The organism is Agromyces flavus (assembly GCF_900104685.1).
Classification (GTDB): Bacteria; Actinomycetota; Actinomycetes; order Actinomycetales; family Microbacteriaceae; genus Agromyces; species Agromyces flavus.
Genome location: NZ_LT629755.1, coordinates 3,597,752 through 3,612,426 on the forward strand (window position 1 = coordinate 3,597,752; position 14,675 = coordinate 3,612,426).

Consider the following 14,675-nt stretch of genomic DNA (forward strand, 5'->3'; position numbering starts at 1 on the left):
GAGCACCGATGCTCAGCAGAAACACCTACGACGTGACGGAATGGCCGCACGGCGACCCCTACGACGACCTCGGCGAGGTGATCAACAGCATCATCGCCGACGTGAAGCCGCGCCAGGCCGAGTCGCACGCCGACGGCCGGGGCAAGCCTGGCGCGGTCATCCACATCCCGCCCGGCGACTACCGCCTGCGCACGCAGGTGCTCATCGACGTCAGCTTCCTGCGGATACAGGGCTCGGGGCACGGCTTCGCGTCGTCGAGCATCCGGTTCAATGTCCCTAAAGGGGAGTGGCCGGGGCTGCACGAACTCTGGCCGGGCGGCAGCCGAGTCATGGTCGACCTCCCCGCCGACCAGATCGAGAGCGAGGCGGATGGCGCGGCCTTCCGCGTCGCGCGCAGCGGCAGCCCCCGCATCAGCTCGGTGGAGTTCGTCGACTTCAGCATCGACGGGCTGCACTTCACCACGGACCATCCGGAGACCAGCCCCGGCGGCAACCCCGAGAACTCCTACGCGAACGGCAAGACCGGCATCTTGGTCGAGACCGCCAACGACTCGGTGCGCATCACCGGCATGGGCTTCGTCTACCTCGAGCACGCGCTCACGATCCACTACGCGGACGCGCTCTCCATCCACGACAACTTCATCGCGGAATGCGGGTCGTGCATCGAGCTGCGCGGCTGGGGGCAGGCGTCGAAGATCACCGACAACCTGATCGGCGCCGGTCCGCACGGCTCCTCCATCTACGCCGAGCACCACGGCGGCCTGCTGATCACGGCGAACAACGTCTTCCCCCGCGGCGCGAGCAGCATCCATCTCCACGGGGTGCAGCGTTCGAGCGTGACCGGCAATCGCCTGCACTCGTTCTATCCGTGCATGGTCGTGCTCGAGGACAGCTCCGAGAACCTCGTGGCCTCGAATCACCTCCTCCGCGACCACGAGCCGTGGACGCCCTTCGTGGGAGTCGACAACGGCCTCGACGACCTCGCCGGGCTGGTCAGCATCAGCGGCAGCGGGAACTCGGTGATCGGCAACCACGTCTCCGAGGTCGTGGAATCGCGCCGTATCCGGCCGGCCGGTGCGAGGCCGGTGATCATCCGACTGGCATCGGGAAGCGACAACTTCATCTCCACCAATCACGTCGTGGCCACGGATGTCACCGCCACGGCGAGTGACTCGTGCTTCGAGGCACAGGTCGACGCCCTCCTGGCGACCGAAGGGTCGCAGCCGCTCGAGGTGACGACCGTCCTGGTGGACCCTGCGTCGACTCGCAACACGATCCTCGATTCCGGCCGGGCCGACCAGGTCATCGTGGACACCGCGGTCAACGCCTTCCGCCCGATCCCCTCCGTGGGAGACCACGCGCGCGCGGGCTCCGCGCCACTCGTGCAGGCACTCCGGGAGGGCAGCCGATGACGAGCGGGGCCGGCCGGCGGCGTGGCGGCGGCGCTGCCGCCGGTGCGGGCCGGTTCGAGATGGTACGAAGGGAGGCGGTGAGATGAGGACGGGGAGAGGGATGCCTCGCAAGCACGTCGGGATCCGCGATGTCGCGGCCGCGGCCGGTGTATCGGTGACGACGGTCTCGCACGTGCTCAACGACACGCCGCACACCCGCACGAGCGACGAGACGAAGTCGCGCGTCCGTGAGGCCGCGACTCGGCTCGGCTACCAGCCGAACCGGCTCGCCCGCGGCCTGCGCACCCAGGCCTCGGGTATGGTCGGCCTGCTCACCGAGGAGATCGCCACGACCCCGCACGCGGGTCGCATCATCCTCGGTGCGCAGGAGGAGGCGAGCCGCCACAACCTCACCCTCGCGATCATCAACTCGCGGCTGCGGTCCGAGCCCGATGTCGAGCCGACCGAGGTGCAGGCGTTCCTCGACCGGCAGGCCGACGGCATCATCTACGCCACCGTCTACCACGACGAGGTCGTGCTGCCCGAGCACATGCACGCCGTGCCGTCGGTGCTCATCGGTGCGCGCGATCGCGATGGCGAGGTGCCGTCGATCATGCCCGACGAGCGCGCCGGCGCGGCATCCGTCGTCGACCTGCTCGTGCGGACCGGCCACCGGCGCATCGCCTTCGCCGCGACCTCGGTCGACGTGCCCGCCACGCGCGGCCGCCTGCTGGGCTACCGCGACGGCATGCTCGCCGCCGGGCTCGACCCCGACGCGAACGTCGTCGAGGCGGAGTCCGAGGCGGCCGGCGGCTACGAGGCGACCATGGCGCTGCTCGACCACGGGCGCTCGCCGGAGGACCGGCCCACCGCGGTGTTCTGCTACAACGACCGCATGGCGATGGGCGCCTACCGCGCGGCCGCCGAGCTGGGCCTGTCGATCCCGGCGGATGTCTCGATCGTCGGCTTCGACGACCAGGCGCCGATCCCCGCGAGCCTGTACCCGGCGCTGTCCACCGTCGCGCTGCCGCACTACGAGATGGGCGCGTGGGCGGTGAGGACGCTCGCCGGTCTGATCGAGGGGAGTGGCGAGCCGGATGCCGCGTCCGCTGTCGCGACCCTGCTGCCCTGTCCGATTGTCGAGCGCGGGTCCATCGCCCCGCCCGCTCGCTGACCTGTTCTTCCCGCCGATGCGACGGCGCGACGGCGCGTCCCGCATCCGGCCCCTACGAAAGGCTCCTCCGCACATGCTCCGACTCGCCGCATCCTGGGTGTGGGACTTCTGGTTCGCCGACGACGGCGACCGGTTCCATCTCTTCTTCCTGAAGGCGTCCCGGGCGCTGCACGACCCCGACCGTCGTCACTGGCGGGCGACGATCGGGCACGCCGTGTCGACCGACCTCGTCGAGTGGACCGAGGTGGCTGACGCGATCGTGCCGTCGGATGCGCCCGCGTTCGACGACCTCGCGACCTGGACCGGTTCCGTGGTGCGCGCCGACGACGGCACCTGGCGCATGTTCTACACCGGCGTCGACCGCGCCGGCAGTGGACTCGTCCAGCGCATCGGCGTCGCGACATCCGACGACCTCATGACCTGGTCGACCACCGGCAGGGCTCTCGTCGAGCCCGACGCCCGCTGGTACGAGCAGCTCGCCGACGGCGGCTGGCCCGACGAGGCGTGGCGCGACCCGTGGGTGTTCCGCGACCCGTCGGGCGAGGGGTGGCGGATGCTGCTGACCGCGCGTGCGAAGGTCGGCGAGCCGTCGTCGCGCGGCGTGGTCGGTACCGCGTGGTCGGCCGATCTCGTCGAGTGGCGCGTCGAGCCGCCGCGGTCGACGGTCGGCTCGGGGTTCGGGCAGCTCGAGGTGCTGCAGCTCGAGCAGGTCGACGGGCGGTGGGTGCTCCTGTTCTCGTGCCTCGGCTCCGAGCTTTCCGCCGATCGCCAAGCCGCGGGAGAGCGCGGCGGAATCTGGGCCGTGAACGTCGATGACCCGGCCGCGCCGTTCGACATCGCGAGCGCGTACCGTGTTGCTGACGAGCAGCTCTACGTCGGGCGGCTCGTGCGCGACCGCGCTGGGAGGTGGCAGATGATGGCGTTCCGCAACACCACGCCGGATGGGTCGTGGGTCGGGGAGATCACCGATCCGATGCCGGTCGCGTGGGTCGACGGGCGGTTGACGGTGGCGGCGGATGTCGCGGGGCGTTTCGTTACGCCGGTTGCCGGTGCGAGCCCGGCGGGGGTGACGGCCGATGCCTGAGCGCTCGGGCGCGCTCGTCATCGGCGAGGCGCTCATGGACCTCGTCGACGACGGCACGTCGATCACCCGGTCGCCCGGCGGCTCGCCCGCCAACGTCGCGCTTGGGTTGGCCCGTCTCGGCGTCGAAACTCGGCTTCGCACGGCGCTCGGGCCGGATGACGACGGCCGGGCGATCCTCGAACGGCTGGAAGGTTCCGGTGTCGGTGTCGATCCCGAGTCGCTGAGCCTGGAGCGCACGTCCACTGCGCTGGCGGTGCTCGATGCGTCGGGTGCGGCCATGTACGACTTCGACATCGAGTGGCGGCTGCCCTCGCCCGTGGCCGCCGACTCGGCGGCCGTGGTGCACTCGGGTTCGATCGCGCTGTTCCTCGAGCCCGGGGCTTCCGTGGTCGCCGATGCGCTCGCGTCGCGACCCGCCGACGTGCTGGTGTCCCTCGACCCGAACATCCGGCCGGCCCTCCTCGGCGAGCGCTCCGAGGTGCGCGCCACGTTCGAGTCGCTCGCGGCCACGGCCGACCTCGTGAAGCTCAGCGACGAGGACGCGGAGTGGCTCTATCCCGGTGAGCCGCTCGGCGACGTGCTCGATCGCCTGCTCGACCTCGGCGTCGCGCTCGCCGCGGCGACGCGCGGCGGCGACGGCGCGATACTCGCGACGCGTGCGGCTCGGGTCGAGGTGGAATCCCTGCCAGTCCAGGTCCGTGACACGGTCGGCGCGGGCGACACGTTCATGGCCGCGCTGATCGCGGGCGTGCTGCAGCTCGACGGTCGCGCGGCCCTGGCCGAGCTCGGCGAGGCCGACCTCCTTCGGCTGGGTCGCTTCGCCGCTACGGCCGCCGGCGTCACTGTCAGCCGCGTCGGCGCCGACCTGCCGACCGCCGACGAGGTCGCCCGAGCGCAGCAGGCGGCGGCGGTCGACCGCGGCACGACGGGGGCGGCGGGCACCGTCGTCTGGTGACGGCTGCGGTCGTGACCGTCATCGGGTGACCCTTGGCAGGGCTCAGCTACATCCGCTCGAGAAGCCGTTCGACCGCGGCCGCGAGCCGCGGGATGTCGTCGCGTGCGGTGGCGCTCACGATCGCGTGCGACGTGTCGAAGTACCGGTGCGCGAGTTGATCGCGCATCCTCGCTATCTCAGCCCACGGGATATCAGGTTCCGACGCGATGAGCGAGGGGTCCAGGTCTTTCACCGCCTCGCCGATCTCGATGAGCCGTACACGGATCGCATCGAACACGATGCCGTCGTCGCCCGCCCGTGACGCATACTCCGCGATCACGATGCATGCCGCCTTGACGTCTTCGAGGCGAGCGCGTGGGGACCGGCTCACACGGGCCTCGCCTCACGCAGCGCTGCGTCTGCGACGTCGGGCTTCAAGCTCGATGCCGGCACGATGTCGACTGGTGCGTCGAGGATGCGCTCGGCTGCGCTTCGCATGCTGCCCAGCCCGAACATGCCGACGTCCTCAGTCAGGTCGACGAGCAGATCGATATCACTCGTCGCCGATTCGTCGCCGCGCGCGACGCTGCCGAATACGCGGACGTTCGAGGCCCCGAGCCGGCCCAGCTCTGTGAGCAGCTCCTCGCGATTCGCATTGAGCCGAGAGCGGAGCGGTCGAACGCCGGCTCCGGGGGCCGTTGCCAGACGTCGTGCGGTCGCCGCCACCCCGACCTCGAGCTCGGCGTGGTGTGCGTCAATGAACTCGCGAACGGCCGCGGAGACGATGTCCTTCTTGGTTCGTCCGAGGATGTGCGCAGCGTCGGCGACCAGGCGATCGGTCGCCGGATCGATCTTGATCGGCGTGAACGTGGCCATGAGGTCCTCCTGGTACCAGAGTACCATCTGGTACCAGTCGAGAGGCCACGGGAGCGCCTGCGATCGTGGACTCAGAACCGCTCCAGGAACTGCGCGATCAGCCCCGCGCTCAGCATGTCGGCCATCTCGGCCATGTGCGCCTGCGCCTCGTCGAATGTCGCGATCGCGGACTCGTAGTCGCCGGCGAGCACGGCGGCCGCGTAGGCGGTGGTCTGCGTGATGTGGGTCTCCATCATGTCGCGCAGGTCGCGCTTGGCCCACGCGTGGTTCGCGGCGGCGAGGAAGTCGGCGATGTCGCGCGCGTTGGCGTACCAGTCGTCGAGCGCCGCGTCGAGCGCATCCGTGTCGCCGGCCTCGGCTGCGGTGAGCACGGGGACCGCCAGGGTGATGTGGGTCTGCAGCAGCTCGGTGAGCTGGGCCGCCGCGTCCTCGCCGTAGAACGGCGCGATGGCGTCGCCTATGTCGGCCTGGTTGGCGAGAAGGCGCGCGATCGTGGGGTCGAGCGCGGGCGAGTCCTCGGCGAACGCGACGACGGTCGACCAGGTCCATGCCATGTGCTGGTCCCACAGCGTGCGCATGGCTGAGTAGAGGCTCGCCTCGGCTGAGGCCGCCGGAAGGTCGGACCCTTGGCCGGCGTGCGAATGCGCCTGCGACCGCGTCGACAGCGCGACCGGGTCGGCGACCGCGCTCGAACTGCAGGCGGTCAGCAGGCCGCCGGTCAGTGCGAAGGCGGCGATCAACGGGACGGCGGCGGCGCGGAACGACGCCGTGGATCGGGTGGACATGATGGTTCCTTCCTGGTCGGCCCCGTGCCGACCGGCGGATGCATCGCGCTCCGCGAGCTCGACGGCAACGGTTTCTCTCCCTGTTGGTGCCGCCGCATCGCGGGGTCTTACCGGCCGGATGGAACTGCGCACTGCTCGGTAAGATGTGGCGCGTTTCCGACACTCACCTCGTATGACCAGTTCCGACGCGATCCGCGGCATCCCGGTGCCCGAGCGCTCGCAGCCGCGCGGGCGCTCCCTGCGGTGGCGACGCGAGCAGCTCATCGCGGCCGGGCTCGACGAGTTCACGGCCCATCGCCTCGCCAAGGACGCCGCGGTCGACGTCCACGCGATCATCGTGTCGCGCGAGCGCTCCCGCGCTGCCGAAGCCGGGCGCGGCGGGGACGGGCGGTCTCGAGGTGAGTGAGGTGGGCGACGTCGACCACGCCGCGGTAGCCTACGGGCATAGGGATGTCGCGTCCCAGCGCACCGAACGTCGGCGAGCGGATGTCGCGCCTCGCGACACCGACTGGGTCACCCGCCTGTCGGCCACCGGGCATGTGCGCGACGCGGCCGTCGGCGACCTGCATGAGTTGATGCTGCGTGCGGCGCGGCACCAGGTCGGGCGGATGCCCGAGGCCGTCGGGCTCGGCGCGGTCCGCCGAGACGAGGTCGTGAACTCGGCCGCCGATGAGGCGACCGTGTCGGTGCTGTCGCGATTGACCGCGTTCGAGGGGCGCAGCAGGTTCACGACCTGGGCGTACAAGTTCGCCATCCTGCACGCCGGTGTCGAGGTGCGCCGCGCCTCGTGGCACGACCGCGAGATCGAGCTGCCCGAGCTGGCCGAGCGCGGCGACGCCGCCATGTCGTCGCCCGAGGCGCACGCCGAGCTGAGTGAACTGGGCCGGGCCGTCCGCGACGGCCTCGCCGAAGCGGTGACGCCGCACCAGCGACGGATCATGCTCGCGGTGCTCGTCGACGGCGTCCCGATCGACGTGCTCGCCGAGCGGCTGGGCACGAACCGCGGGGCGCTCTACAAGACGCTGCACGATGGTCGCCAGCGGTTGCGCGCGTACCTCGCCGAGCGCGGGCTCCTGGCGGAACGGAGTGGCGGCCCGGCATCGTCGGAGCGCGGCGCCGCGCCATCCGGAAGCCCGAAGGAGGTGAACCCATGACCGAACCCACGTCGCTGACCCCCGACGCAATCGAACGGCTGACAGCGGATACCGAGCCCTGGCTCTCGTGCGACGACTGCTTCGAGCAGGTCGATGCCGCGGTCGAGGGCCTCCTCGGCTCGAGCGCGCCGCTGGCCGAGCCCCTGCGCGTGCACCTGAACGGGTGCGGCGCGTGCCTCGAGGAGGCGCGGTCGCTCGCGGCGTTGATCGCTGACGAGCAGGAGCTGACCCCGACCGATGCAGTGGCGCGCCTGGATGGCGAGCTCGCGCGGTGAGCCGAGCCGCGCGACGCGCGCCGCCTACGGCGTGCCATCCTCGTCGGTGTACTCGTCGACGACGCGCTTCGTGAACTCGTCGGCCATGCGCCGGGTCTGCTCGCTCTTCGCGGCCGCGTCCTCGGGCGTCTCGGTCGTCGTGGCCCAGAGGTCGGCGATGCGGTCCTCGAGATCGCGGACCTGCGCTCGCATCGCCGCATCGGTGCGGAGGCGCGCCGCTTCCGTGGCGTCTCGCACGACCCGCACGGCGGTGTCGACGATGCGGCGCTCGAGCAGCACCACGATCCCGACGAGCAGCAGCGTGGCGCCGACCCCGCCGAGCACTCCGGCGAGGTAGGCCGCGCGGTCGGCGGCGGGTGCGGCGACGAGCCCGAGCAGGATTGCGGCGAGGCCGAGCACGATGCATCCGACGAACCAACCCCAGCGGATGCGGAGGGGCGACGGCACGCTCGATTCGGTCATGCCGTCAGCGTAGGGGGATGGCGCGGCGCGCCGGGGTGCGGGCGCGCTTAGGATCGGGACATGACCGGGTTCCGGGTCAGGCGCCGGCGGAGCGCGCATGAGCTCGAGGTCCCCGATGCCGACGTGGCGAGGCGGGCCGGAGCGGCGCTGTTCGCGGCCGATGAGCGCATCCGCGTCGCGGCCGAGGAACTCGACTTCGCCGAAGCCGAGCTCGGTCGGGGCTCGACGAAGGAGCTGAGCGAGGCACTCGTCGCGGCACGCGCCAACCTGGGCGAGGCGTTCCGGCTGAACCGGCCCACTCCGGCCGCGGCACCCGCGACCGCCGCCGACGTGCGGACACGCCACCTTCGCATCCTGGAACTGTGCGAGTCGGTGGACGAGCTGCTCGATGAGCACACGGGTGCGCTCGCCGAGCGCGTCGCGCGCGCTCGCCGTGCCCCGCAGGTCCTGGCGGGGGTCCTCGGTGACATCGAGATCCTTCGCACGCACATCCCGCAAGCCCGCCAGACGCTCGAGCGACTCGCCGCCCGGTACGCCCACGACGCGCTCACCCCGATCCAGGGCAACCCCGGCGAGGCCGAGCAGCTCGTCGCCTTCGCCGAGCACAGCGCGGGCGTGGCCGAGCGACGTCGCGCCGCCGGGCAGCGCGAGCAGGCGCACGTGGCGCTCGAGGCGTCCGCCGAGGCGGTGCGGCAGGCGGCGAACCTGCTCGACGCGGTCGAGACGTTCGAGCTCGAGGCGCTCCGGGCCGAGGCCGGGCTCGCCGCGCTCGTCGAGGACGCCCGTCGCGACCTCGCCGGCGGGCTCGAGATGCGGCCGCGGTCGCGGGCGCTCGCGAGCGCGATCGGCGAGCTCCAGGCGGCCCTCGCTGACCTGCCCGCGGCCGGCGTGAACACCGATCCGATCGCGCACGTGACGCGGCTGCGCGATGCGACGGCGGCGCTGGATGCCGCGACCGCCGCGGTTCGCGAGCGCGCGGGTCGTCCCATCCCGTCGCTCGTGCAGGTGCAGCGGGCGATCGACGACGCGGATCGGCAGCTCGACGTCGCCCGCGAGGTGATCGCCGGCCACTCGGGATGGATCGGCCCCGAGGCGCTGAAGCGGCTCGCCGAGGCCGAGCGCATTCGCGTCGACCTCGCCCTCTTCCTCGGCAACGCGGAGACGACGATCGCCAGCCGGGACGGCGAGCATCGTGCCCGGGTCGTCGCGATGGCCGGTCGGCTCGCCGAGCTCGCGGCCGAGGCCCTGCGCCTGGCGCGTCGCGACATCCGCGATGCCCGATCGCCGAGCCTGAGCCATCCACAGCCTGCACGCCAGCGCCAACCCTAGGATCGGAGGCATGGCCGGGTTCTGGGGCAAGCGCAAGCGTGAAGAGCAGGAGCAGCTGGCTGCGCAGGACGCCGATTTGGCGAAGCGCGCCGGCGCAGCACTGGTCGCCGCCGACGAGCGCATCCGCGTGACCACCGACGAGCTCGGCTTCGCCGAGGCGGAGCTCGGGGCCGACGCGACCCGGCCGCTGAGCACGGCCCTCACGACGGTGCGCGAGCACCTCGGCGAGGCGTTCCGGCTGAACCAGCTCAATTACGACCACATCCCCGACACCGCCGAGGAGTTGCGGACGCGCAACGCGCGCATCGTGCAGCTGTGCGAGTGGGCCGAGGACGTGATCGACCAGCAGACGGCGGCGCTCGCCGACCGGATCGCGCGGGCGCGGCGTGCGCCCGAGATCATCGCCGGCATCCGCGGCGACATCGTCCTGCTTCGCGAGCGCCTGCCGAACGCGCGTCAGACCGTCGACCGGCTCGCGGCCCGCTACGCCCCCGAGGCGCTCGCCCAGGTCGAGGCCAACCCGGCGCAGGCCGAGCAGTTGCTCGGGTTCGCCGAGCACGGTGCCGGCGTGGCCGAGCGGCGCCGCGAGGCCGGCCAGCGCGAGCAGGCCAACCTCGCGCTCGAGGCCGCGACCGAGGCGGTGCGTCGTGCGGCGACCCTGCTCGACGCGGTGGAGACCTTCGAGGTCGAGGCGCTGCGAGCGGAGTCCACGCTCGCGGCGATCGTCGAGGACTCCCGCGGCGACATCGCCGTGGCGCTCAAGGAGCCGCACTCGCCGACGGTCGCGGCCGCGATCGACTCACTGCAGGGCGCCCTCGCCGCCCTTCCGGCAGCCGGCGTCAACACCGATCCGTTCACGCACCTCGACCGGCTGCGCGAGGCCAACGCGGGGCTGGATGCCGCGATCGCAGCCGCGCGCGAACGTGCGGCACGACCCATCCCACCGCTCGAGCACGTGCGCCACGCGATCGACGATGCCGACCGCCAACTCGCCGTCGCCCGCGACGTGATCGCCGGCCACCGCGGATGGATCGGCGCCGACGCGCGCACGCGGCTGGCCGAGTCCGAGCGCATCCGCCTCGACCTCGACCAGTTCCTGGGCATGCCGGCGTCGACGGTTCCGACGATCGCCGAGGACCATCGCGAGCAGGCGATGGGGATGGCGCGACGCGCCGCCTACCTCGCGGGTGAGGCGCTGCAGCTGGCGCGCCGCGACATCGACGCGTCGCGGCCGCAGGGCTACGACCAGTGGGGCGGTGGGCCCGGCTGGGGTGGGCCGGGCTGGGGCGGCGGACGGCGCGGCAGCGGCAGCGGCGACGTCATGGGCGGCATCCTCGGCGGCCTCGTGATCGGCAGCATCTTGGACGGGTTCTTCGACGGGTAGGCCGCCGCCCGATCGCGGGTCTCGCAGCCGCAGGCAGCCGCTCTCGTGCGCCGACTGTCGCGGGCTATCGCGCCAGTATCGCGCTGAGCATGTCGGGTATCGCCGATCCGAGCGCGATCGCGACCACCGGGATGGAGGCGACGATGGCGAAGATCCAGGCGCCGCGGCGTCGACGGGCCCGGCCGACGGCTGTCTGCAGCCGGTCGAAGGCCTCGTGGTCGACCGCATCGGGCTCCGGCATCCGTCTCCACGCCGCCGGCTGCGCCGCGACGGCGGTGAGGTGCTGCACCTGCTCGGGCGTGAGGGTGACCGGATGTCGCTGCAGCCAGCGCACCAACTCGTGCTCGCGCAGCACGACCACATCCGTCGGGCGCTCGCACAGCGTCATCCGCTTGGCTCCGACGATCGCGACGATCGGCGTGACGTCGACGAGCATGCGCGCGGCGACCGAGAGCAGCTTCGACGTGCGCGTCGCCTCGTACTTCGCGATGCGCAGGTGGTCGGTGCGCTGCCCGTTCACGAGGATGCGCTTCGCGCCCACCCACACGTTCTGCCCGCGGTGGTGCTTGGTGTTGATCGCGAACACCCCGCCCGGCCCGATCACGACGTGGTCGAGATCGCTCGACCCGGTACCGACTGGTACCGAGTGCAGCACGACCCACCCCGGCCCGAGCCCGGCGAGCCGCCGCCCGACCTCGAGCTCGTCGAGCGCGCCGAGGTACCAGGGCTCGGCCTCGCGCCCGAGCGGCGAGACGCCGAAGAAGCGCTGCGCGGCGTTGCTGTGTGGAACGGTCGCTTGCACGCGCAGGCACTCGGCGATGACCGATGTCGCGGGGCGGCGGTGGCGGAGGGAATCGGCAGAGGCGTGCGCAGCGCTCACGGGTGGGTCCTCGTTCGGGCGGTAGGCTCGCTCGATCCTGCCAGTGGCGGGTTGATGAAGGGGAGTCCCCGAACGCGGGGTCAGGCCCTGCGGCGTGTTCGGCAGTTCCACCGTGTGCTACTTTCCTCGGCCCGCGATCGTGGCTGGCCACAGCCGCGGTGCACAGCGGCGGACAGCAGGGGGAGGGACGCATTACTGTCAGACTGTCCGTTCCCGGCGCCCGTCCAGCCATCCGTCCGCAGGACGGAACGTGCGTCTGTGGGCTGGACTCAGAGGGGTGCTCGGATGATCAAGTGGGTCTGCTCGGCCAGCGTTGCGGTGATGGTCGCGGTGACGCTCGGCGGTTGTGGGGGTATCAGTAATCAACGCGAGGTCGATGACGCCGGGACCCCTGCCCCGGCCTCTACACCTTCATCCGGCGCGACGTGTGCAACGGCAGCTTGGGATGCGACTTGCGCCTTCGGCCAGACAGCGATCTATTCCGCCAGCACACGCGACGGCGAAATGCGGCTGGAGATTACGGTCCTGCATCCTGTGGAGTTCACGCTCAGCGGCGACGCCATGGTTTTCGATAATTTCGCCAACCAGCAGGAGGCGAAGATGATGAACGTCTACTTTCCAGTCACAATCAAGAATGTCTCGCCAGAACTGACGCGAGACGACAATTTCGTGTTCACGCGCGCGACGAATGTCGATGAAGGCGAGTACGACGTTCTGAGCGTATCCGACGAAGAGATCGACAGTGTCGTACAGTTCGAGGATCTTGCACCAGGTCAGTCCGTCGAGCTGAAGAGCGGGTGGAGCATGTCGACGCTCGATGCCGTCCAGTTTGAGGTAGACATCGACGGGCTTTCCGGTTACTCGATCACATTCGAGCAGTAAGTTTCTCAGCTTTCGGTCGCCTTGGCCACGATGAGGCATTTCGATCGACGTCGTGCCCGTAATCGGCATCGCCGTCACGCTGCGGCGCTGCGCGTCGAGTTGGTCGAGGTCGCGCCAGGGTCAGGCGAGAGTCTTGCGAAGGCTTTGAGCCACGATGTCCGCGAACACCTGATATATCTCCACCCTGAAGCCGGTGCATCCGTCGACCCTTCGTCCCACGAAGTCGAGCGCGCCCTACATCAGGATGATCCGACCAAGAGTGACGGACGCCTGTTAACGCAGATTGAGGCACATCACCGCACCCTCGGCAGATCAGGCGACGGCCGAATCGGTGTAGCACGACCCGGCGTTAGCCGGCTGCCGTGGCAAGGGGCCCGTGGAGTGCCCGCGAACTCGAAGGTGAACGCACTGTGCTCCTTGAAGACCAAACCTAGGCCGGCGTCGAGGAGGAGGTCGCGAAGGTCGGCGCTCGGTCGTGCTGGCAGGAGGACCGAGCAACGGAGGTCTGCTACCTCGATGTGACGCCGATAGTCGTACAGCTGGCCGACCGCCATGCGTAAGTCTGACCGCCCCGCGATGGCCTTTGCCTCGTACAAGATGCGATCACGCTCGTCGTAGACATCGGTGAGCAGCCGTGTACGCTCCGCCGGCAAGTTGATTGCCCACCGACTGAACTCCCGATCGGGTTGGCTTGAAAGAAAGGATGTCACGAGATCGGACTCGCGCCTCACGGCAATCTGACCGGGGGTGCCTGCAGTTTCGAAGAACTCTGCCGAGTTGATCTCCGTAGGAACTTCGATGGCAAACGGTTCGCTCGGGAGTTGGGAGCGACCGGCCACATCGACGAGCTGAGGGGGCAGCTCAGTCACCGGCAGCAACCGAAAGACGAGAACGGTGCGTGCTTCCTTACCGTCCGCGCTGTGGGCTGGCATGCGTTGGACTGGTTCGCTTGGATCAAGCACGAACTCACCGATGTAGCGCTGCCGCTTGGTTCCGGTGCCCGCAATGAAGCCGTCGGCGGCGAAGAGCTGAATTGCACTGCCGCGTTGAGAGGCCTTCGCGATCGGAGCATTCGAATGAGTCAGGACCTGGTCACCGCTCTGTCCCGCACCGGTGTAGTAATACGCGGACCCATCATCGGCGAAGCCGTCGTACACATAGCCGAACTGAGATCCGTGGGCCGGGTCAGTAAACAGGAAGACCATATTCGACTGTCGACTCGCGACGATGCCACCTTGCGTACTTCCGCCGTACTCGATCGCGAGGTCGCGCCGAGTGACAAAGTCGCCGGGTGTAAAGCGAAATGGCGGAGAGCTGGTCACATTCACAACCTAGCGGGCTCGATGCCACGCGACATGGCCTGCGTCAGAGCGTGCCGTCCTCGGATCGTGGCCCTCAGCTCGCCTGATTGGTGTGCCGAGCAGCCAGGACGGCGGCGGCCGGTACGTCGGGGTCCGCCCAGTCCACTTGTCCCAGTTGGTGGGGCTGGAGCCACTCGAGCAAATCGTGGTCAGTGCTCTGGAAGGGCTGAGGGCCGAGCAGCCGCGCATCGTACGTGGCGAGATCAATCGTCAGGTCGCCCACCCGTGTCTCTGTCCTGTCGATGAGCTCGCCAACTTCAACGTCGATGCCGAGCTCTTCCCGCAGCTCTCGCTTGAGCGCTGCCCGCGGATCCTCTCCGGCTTCGACTTTGCCGCCTGGAAACTCCCACCGACCTTCCGCAGCCTTGCCAGGAGCGCGTCGGCATGCGAACGTCAGGTCCCCATCACGAATCGCCGCCGCCACTACTTCGAGCTGCTTAGTCACGCTCTGAATCTACTTGCACTCCGTCGCACGGACGATGGCAGATGGATCATCCTGCGTACGATCGGGACAGCCGGCGAGCACGAGCACGAATCCAAGCATCAGCACGGTTGCGGCGGATTGGGCGCTGACGCCGCCGACCGCCGGCACCCCTTGCGCCAGCGCAGGCAAGGCCCCCTAAATGGGGGACGGCCGGCTCCCCGGCGCTCTACGCCTGCCTATTAGGCTGCATACGTCCGGGCCCTCACCTCGCGATCGATCT

At 70.2% G+C, this 14,675-nt stretch carries 17 protein-coding genes; 10 read left to right on the forward strand and 7 right to left on the reverse strand.

Annotation, left to right across the window (positions count from 1 at the left end; genetic code table 11):
• The first annotated feature begins 8 nt into the window (after window positions 1-8).
• The 4 genes from BLT99_RS17085 (at window position 9) to BLT99_RS17100 (ending at window position 4,604) form a co-directional block, all read left to right on the forward strand.
• Window positions 9-1,412, forward strand: coding sequence for a NosD domain-containing protein (locus tag BLT99_RS17085; protein WP_092675167.1), 1,404 nt, complete (start codon window positions 9-11; stop codon window positions 1,410-1,412).
• 100 nt (window positions 1,413-1,512) lie between these two features.
• Window positions 1,513-2,565 carry a LacI family DNA-binding transcriptional regulator gene (locus BLT99_RS17090; protein WP_092675170.1) on the forward strand — a complete coding sequence of 351 codons (1,053 nt, stop codon included), beginning with the start codon at window positions 1,513-1,515 and terminating at the stop codon, window positions 2,563-2,565.
• A gap of 73 nt (window positions 2,566-2,638) precedes the next feature.
• Window positions 2,639-3,649 carry a glycoside hydrolase family protein gene (locus tag BLT99_RS17095; RefSeq protein ID WP_092675173.1) on the forward strand — a complete coding sequence of 337 codons (1,011 nt, stop codon included), beginning with the start codon at window positions 2,639-2,641 and terminating at the stop codon, window positions 3,647-3,649.
• Complete coding sequence (locus tag BLT99_RS17100) at window positions 3,642-4,604, forward strand: carbohydrate kinase family protein (protein ID WP_092675175.1); 963 nt, start codon at window positions 3,642-3,644, stop codon at window positions 4,602-4,604. Before BLT99_RS17095 ends, BLT99_RS17100 begins: the two co-directional genes overlap by 8 nt.
• Before the next feature lie 46 nt (window positions 4,605-4,650).
• Here the strand turns inward: BLT99_RS17100 and BLT99_RS17105 are convergent, their stop codons facing one another.
• From BLT99_RS17105 to BLT99_RS17115, 3 genes are read right to left on the reverse strand one after another with little or no spacing between them, the layout of a single operon-like run.
• Window positions 4,651-4,923, reverse strand: a complete 273-nt coding sequence (locus BLT99_RS17105; protein ID WP_229724493.1) for a HepT-like ribonuclease domain-containing protein — start codon at window positions 4,921-4,923, stop codon at window positions 4,651-4,653.
• A gap of 47 nt (window positions 4,924-4,970) precedes the next feature.
• Window positions 4,971-5,486, reverse strand: a complete 516-nt coding sequence (locus BLT99_RS17885) for a nucleotidyltransferase family protein (RefSeq protein WP_197675508.1) — start codon at window positions 5,484-5,486, stop codon at window positions 4,971-4,973.
• Window positions 5,487-5,530: 44 nt separating this feature from the next.
• Window positions 5,531-6,244, reverse strand: a complete 714-nt coding sequence (locus tag BLT99_RS17115; RefSeq protein WP_092675181.1) for a hypothetical protein — start codon at window positions 6,242-6,244, stop codon at window positions 5,531-5,533.
• A 172-nt stretch (window positions 6,245-6,416) separates the two neighbouring features.
• Here BLT99_RS17115 and BLT99_RS17120 point away from each other — a divergent pair, with 172 nt between their 5' ends.
• Genes BLT99_RS17120 through BLT99_RS17130 form a run of 3 tightly spaced genes read left to right on the forward strand, consistent with a single transcriptional unit; the run spans window position 6,417 to window position 7,673 of the window.
• The gene (locus BLT99_RS17120; protein ID WP_092675184.1) at window positions 6,417-6,650 is read left to right on the forward strand and encodes a hypothetical protein; all 234 of its coding nucleotides are present in this window, start codon (window positions 6,417-6,419) and stop codon (window positions 6,648-6,650) included.
• Window position 6,651: 1 nt separating this feature from the next.
• Window positions 6,652-7,398, forward strand: coding sequence for an RNA polymerase sigma factor (locus tag BLT99_RS17125; RefSeq protein ID WP_092675186.1), 747 nt, complete (start codon window positions 6,652-6,654; stop codon window positions 7,396-7,398).
• The gene (locus BLT99_RS17130; RefSeq protein ID WP_188434375.1) at window positions 7,395-7,673 is read left to right on the forward strand and encodes a hypothetical protein; all 279 of its coding nucleotides are present in this window, start codon (window positions 7,395-7,397) and stop codon (window positions 7,671-7,673) included. The genes BLT99_RS17125 and BLT99_RS17130 overlap by 4 nt, the downstream gene beginning before the upstream one ends.
• Before the next feature lie 24 nt (window positions 7,674-7,697).
• Here the strand turns inward: BLT99_RS17130 and BLT99_RS17135 are convergent, their stop codons facing one another.
• Entirely contained in the window at window positions 7,698-8,135 is a 438-nt protein-coding gene (locus BLT99_RS17135; protein WP_092675190.1) for a hypothetical protein, read from the reverse strand.
• A gap of 60 nt (window positions 8,136-8,195) precedes the next feature.
• Here BLT99_RS17135 and BLT99_RS17140 point away from each other — a divergent pair, with 60 nt between their 5' ends.
• Window positions 8,196-9,464 carry a coiled-coil domain-containing protein gene (locus tag BLT99_RS17140; protein WP_092675193.1) on the forward strand — a complete coding sequence of 423 codons (1,269 nt, stop codon included), beginning with the start codon at window positions 8,196-8,198 and terminating at the stop codon, window positions 9,462-9,464.
• Between the two features lie 10 nt (window positions 9,465-9,474).
• On the forward strand, window positions 9,475-10,848 hold the full coding sequence (locus tag BLT99_RS17145; protein ID WP_092675196.1) for a hypothetical protein: 1,374 nt from the start codon (window positions 9,475-9,477) through the stop codon (window positions 10,846-10,848).
• Between the two features lie 64 nt (window positions 10,849-10,912).
• Here BLT99_RS17145 and BLT99_RS17150 read toward each other — a convergent pair whose 3' ends face one another.
• The gene (locus BLT99_RS17150; RefSeq protein ID WP_157675027.1) at window positions 10,913-11,728 is read right to left on the reverse strand and encodes a nuclease-related domain-containing protein; all 816 of its coding nucleotides are present in this window, start codon (window positions 11,726-11,728) and stop codon (window positions 10,913-10,915) included.
• Window positions 11,729-12,013: 285 nt separating this feature from the next.
• Here BLT99_RS17150 and BLT99_RS17715 point away from each other — a divergent pair, with 285 nt between their 5' ends.
• Window positions 12,014-12,610 (forward strand): hypothetical protein, encoded by a 597-nt coding sequence (locus BLT99_RS17715; RefSeq protein ID WP_133988504.1) that lies wholly within the window; start codon window positions 12,014-12,016, stop codon window positions 12,608-12,610.
• Between the two features lie 293 nt (window positions 12,611-12,903).
• On the opposite strand, the gene BLT99_RS17160 is transcribed toward BLT99_RS17715, so the two are convergent.
• Together BLT99_RS17160 and BLT99_RS17165 are read right to left on the reverse strand one after the other, a co-directional pair.
• The gene (locus tag BLT99_RS17160; RefSeq protein WP_133988503.1) at window positions 12,904-13,932 is read right to left on the reverse strand and encodes a hypothetical protein; all 1,029 of its coding nucleotides are present in this window, start codon (window positions 13,930-13,932) and stop codon (window positions 12,904-12,906) included.
• A 73-nt stretch (window positions 13,933-14,005) separates the two neighbouring features.
• Window positions 14,006-14,416 carry a (deoxy)nucleoside triphosphate pyrophosphohydrolase gene (locus BLT99_RS17165; RefSeq protein WP_092675208.1) on the reverse strand — a complete coding sequence of 137 codons (411 nt, stop codon included), beginning with the start codon at window positions 14,414-14,416 and terminating at the stop codon, window positions 14,006-14,008.
• Between the last annotated feature and the right edge of the window lie 259 nt (window positions 14,417-14,675).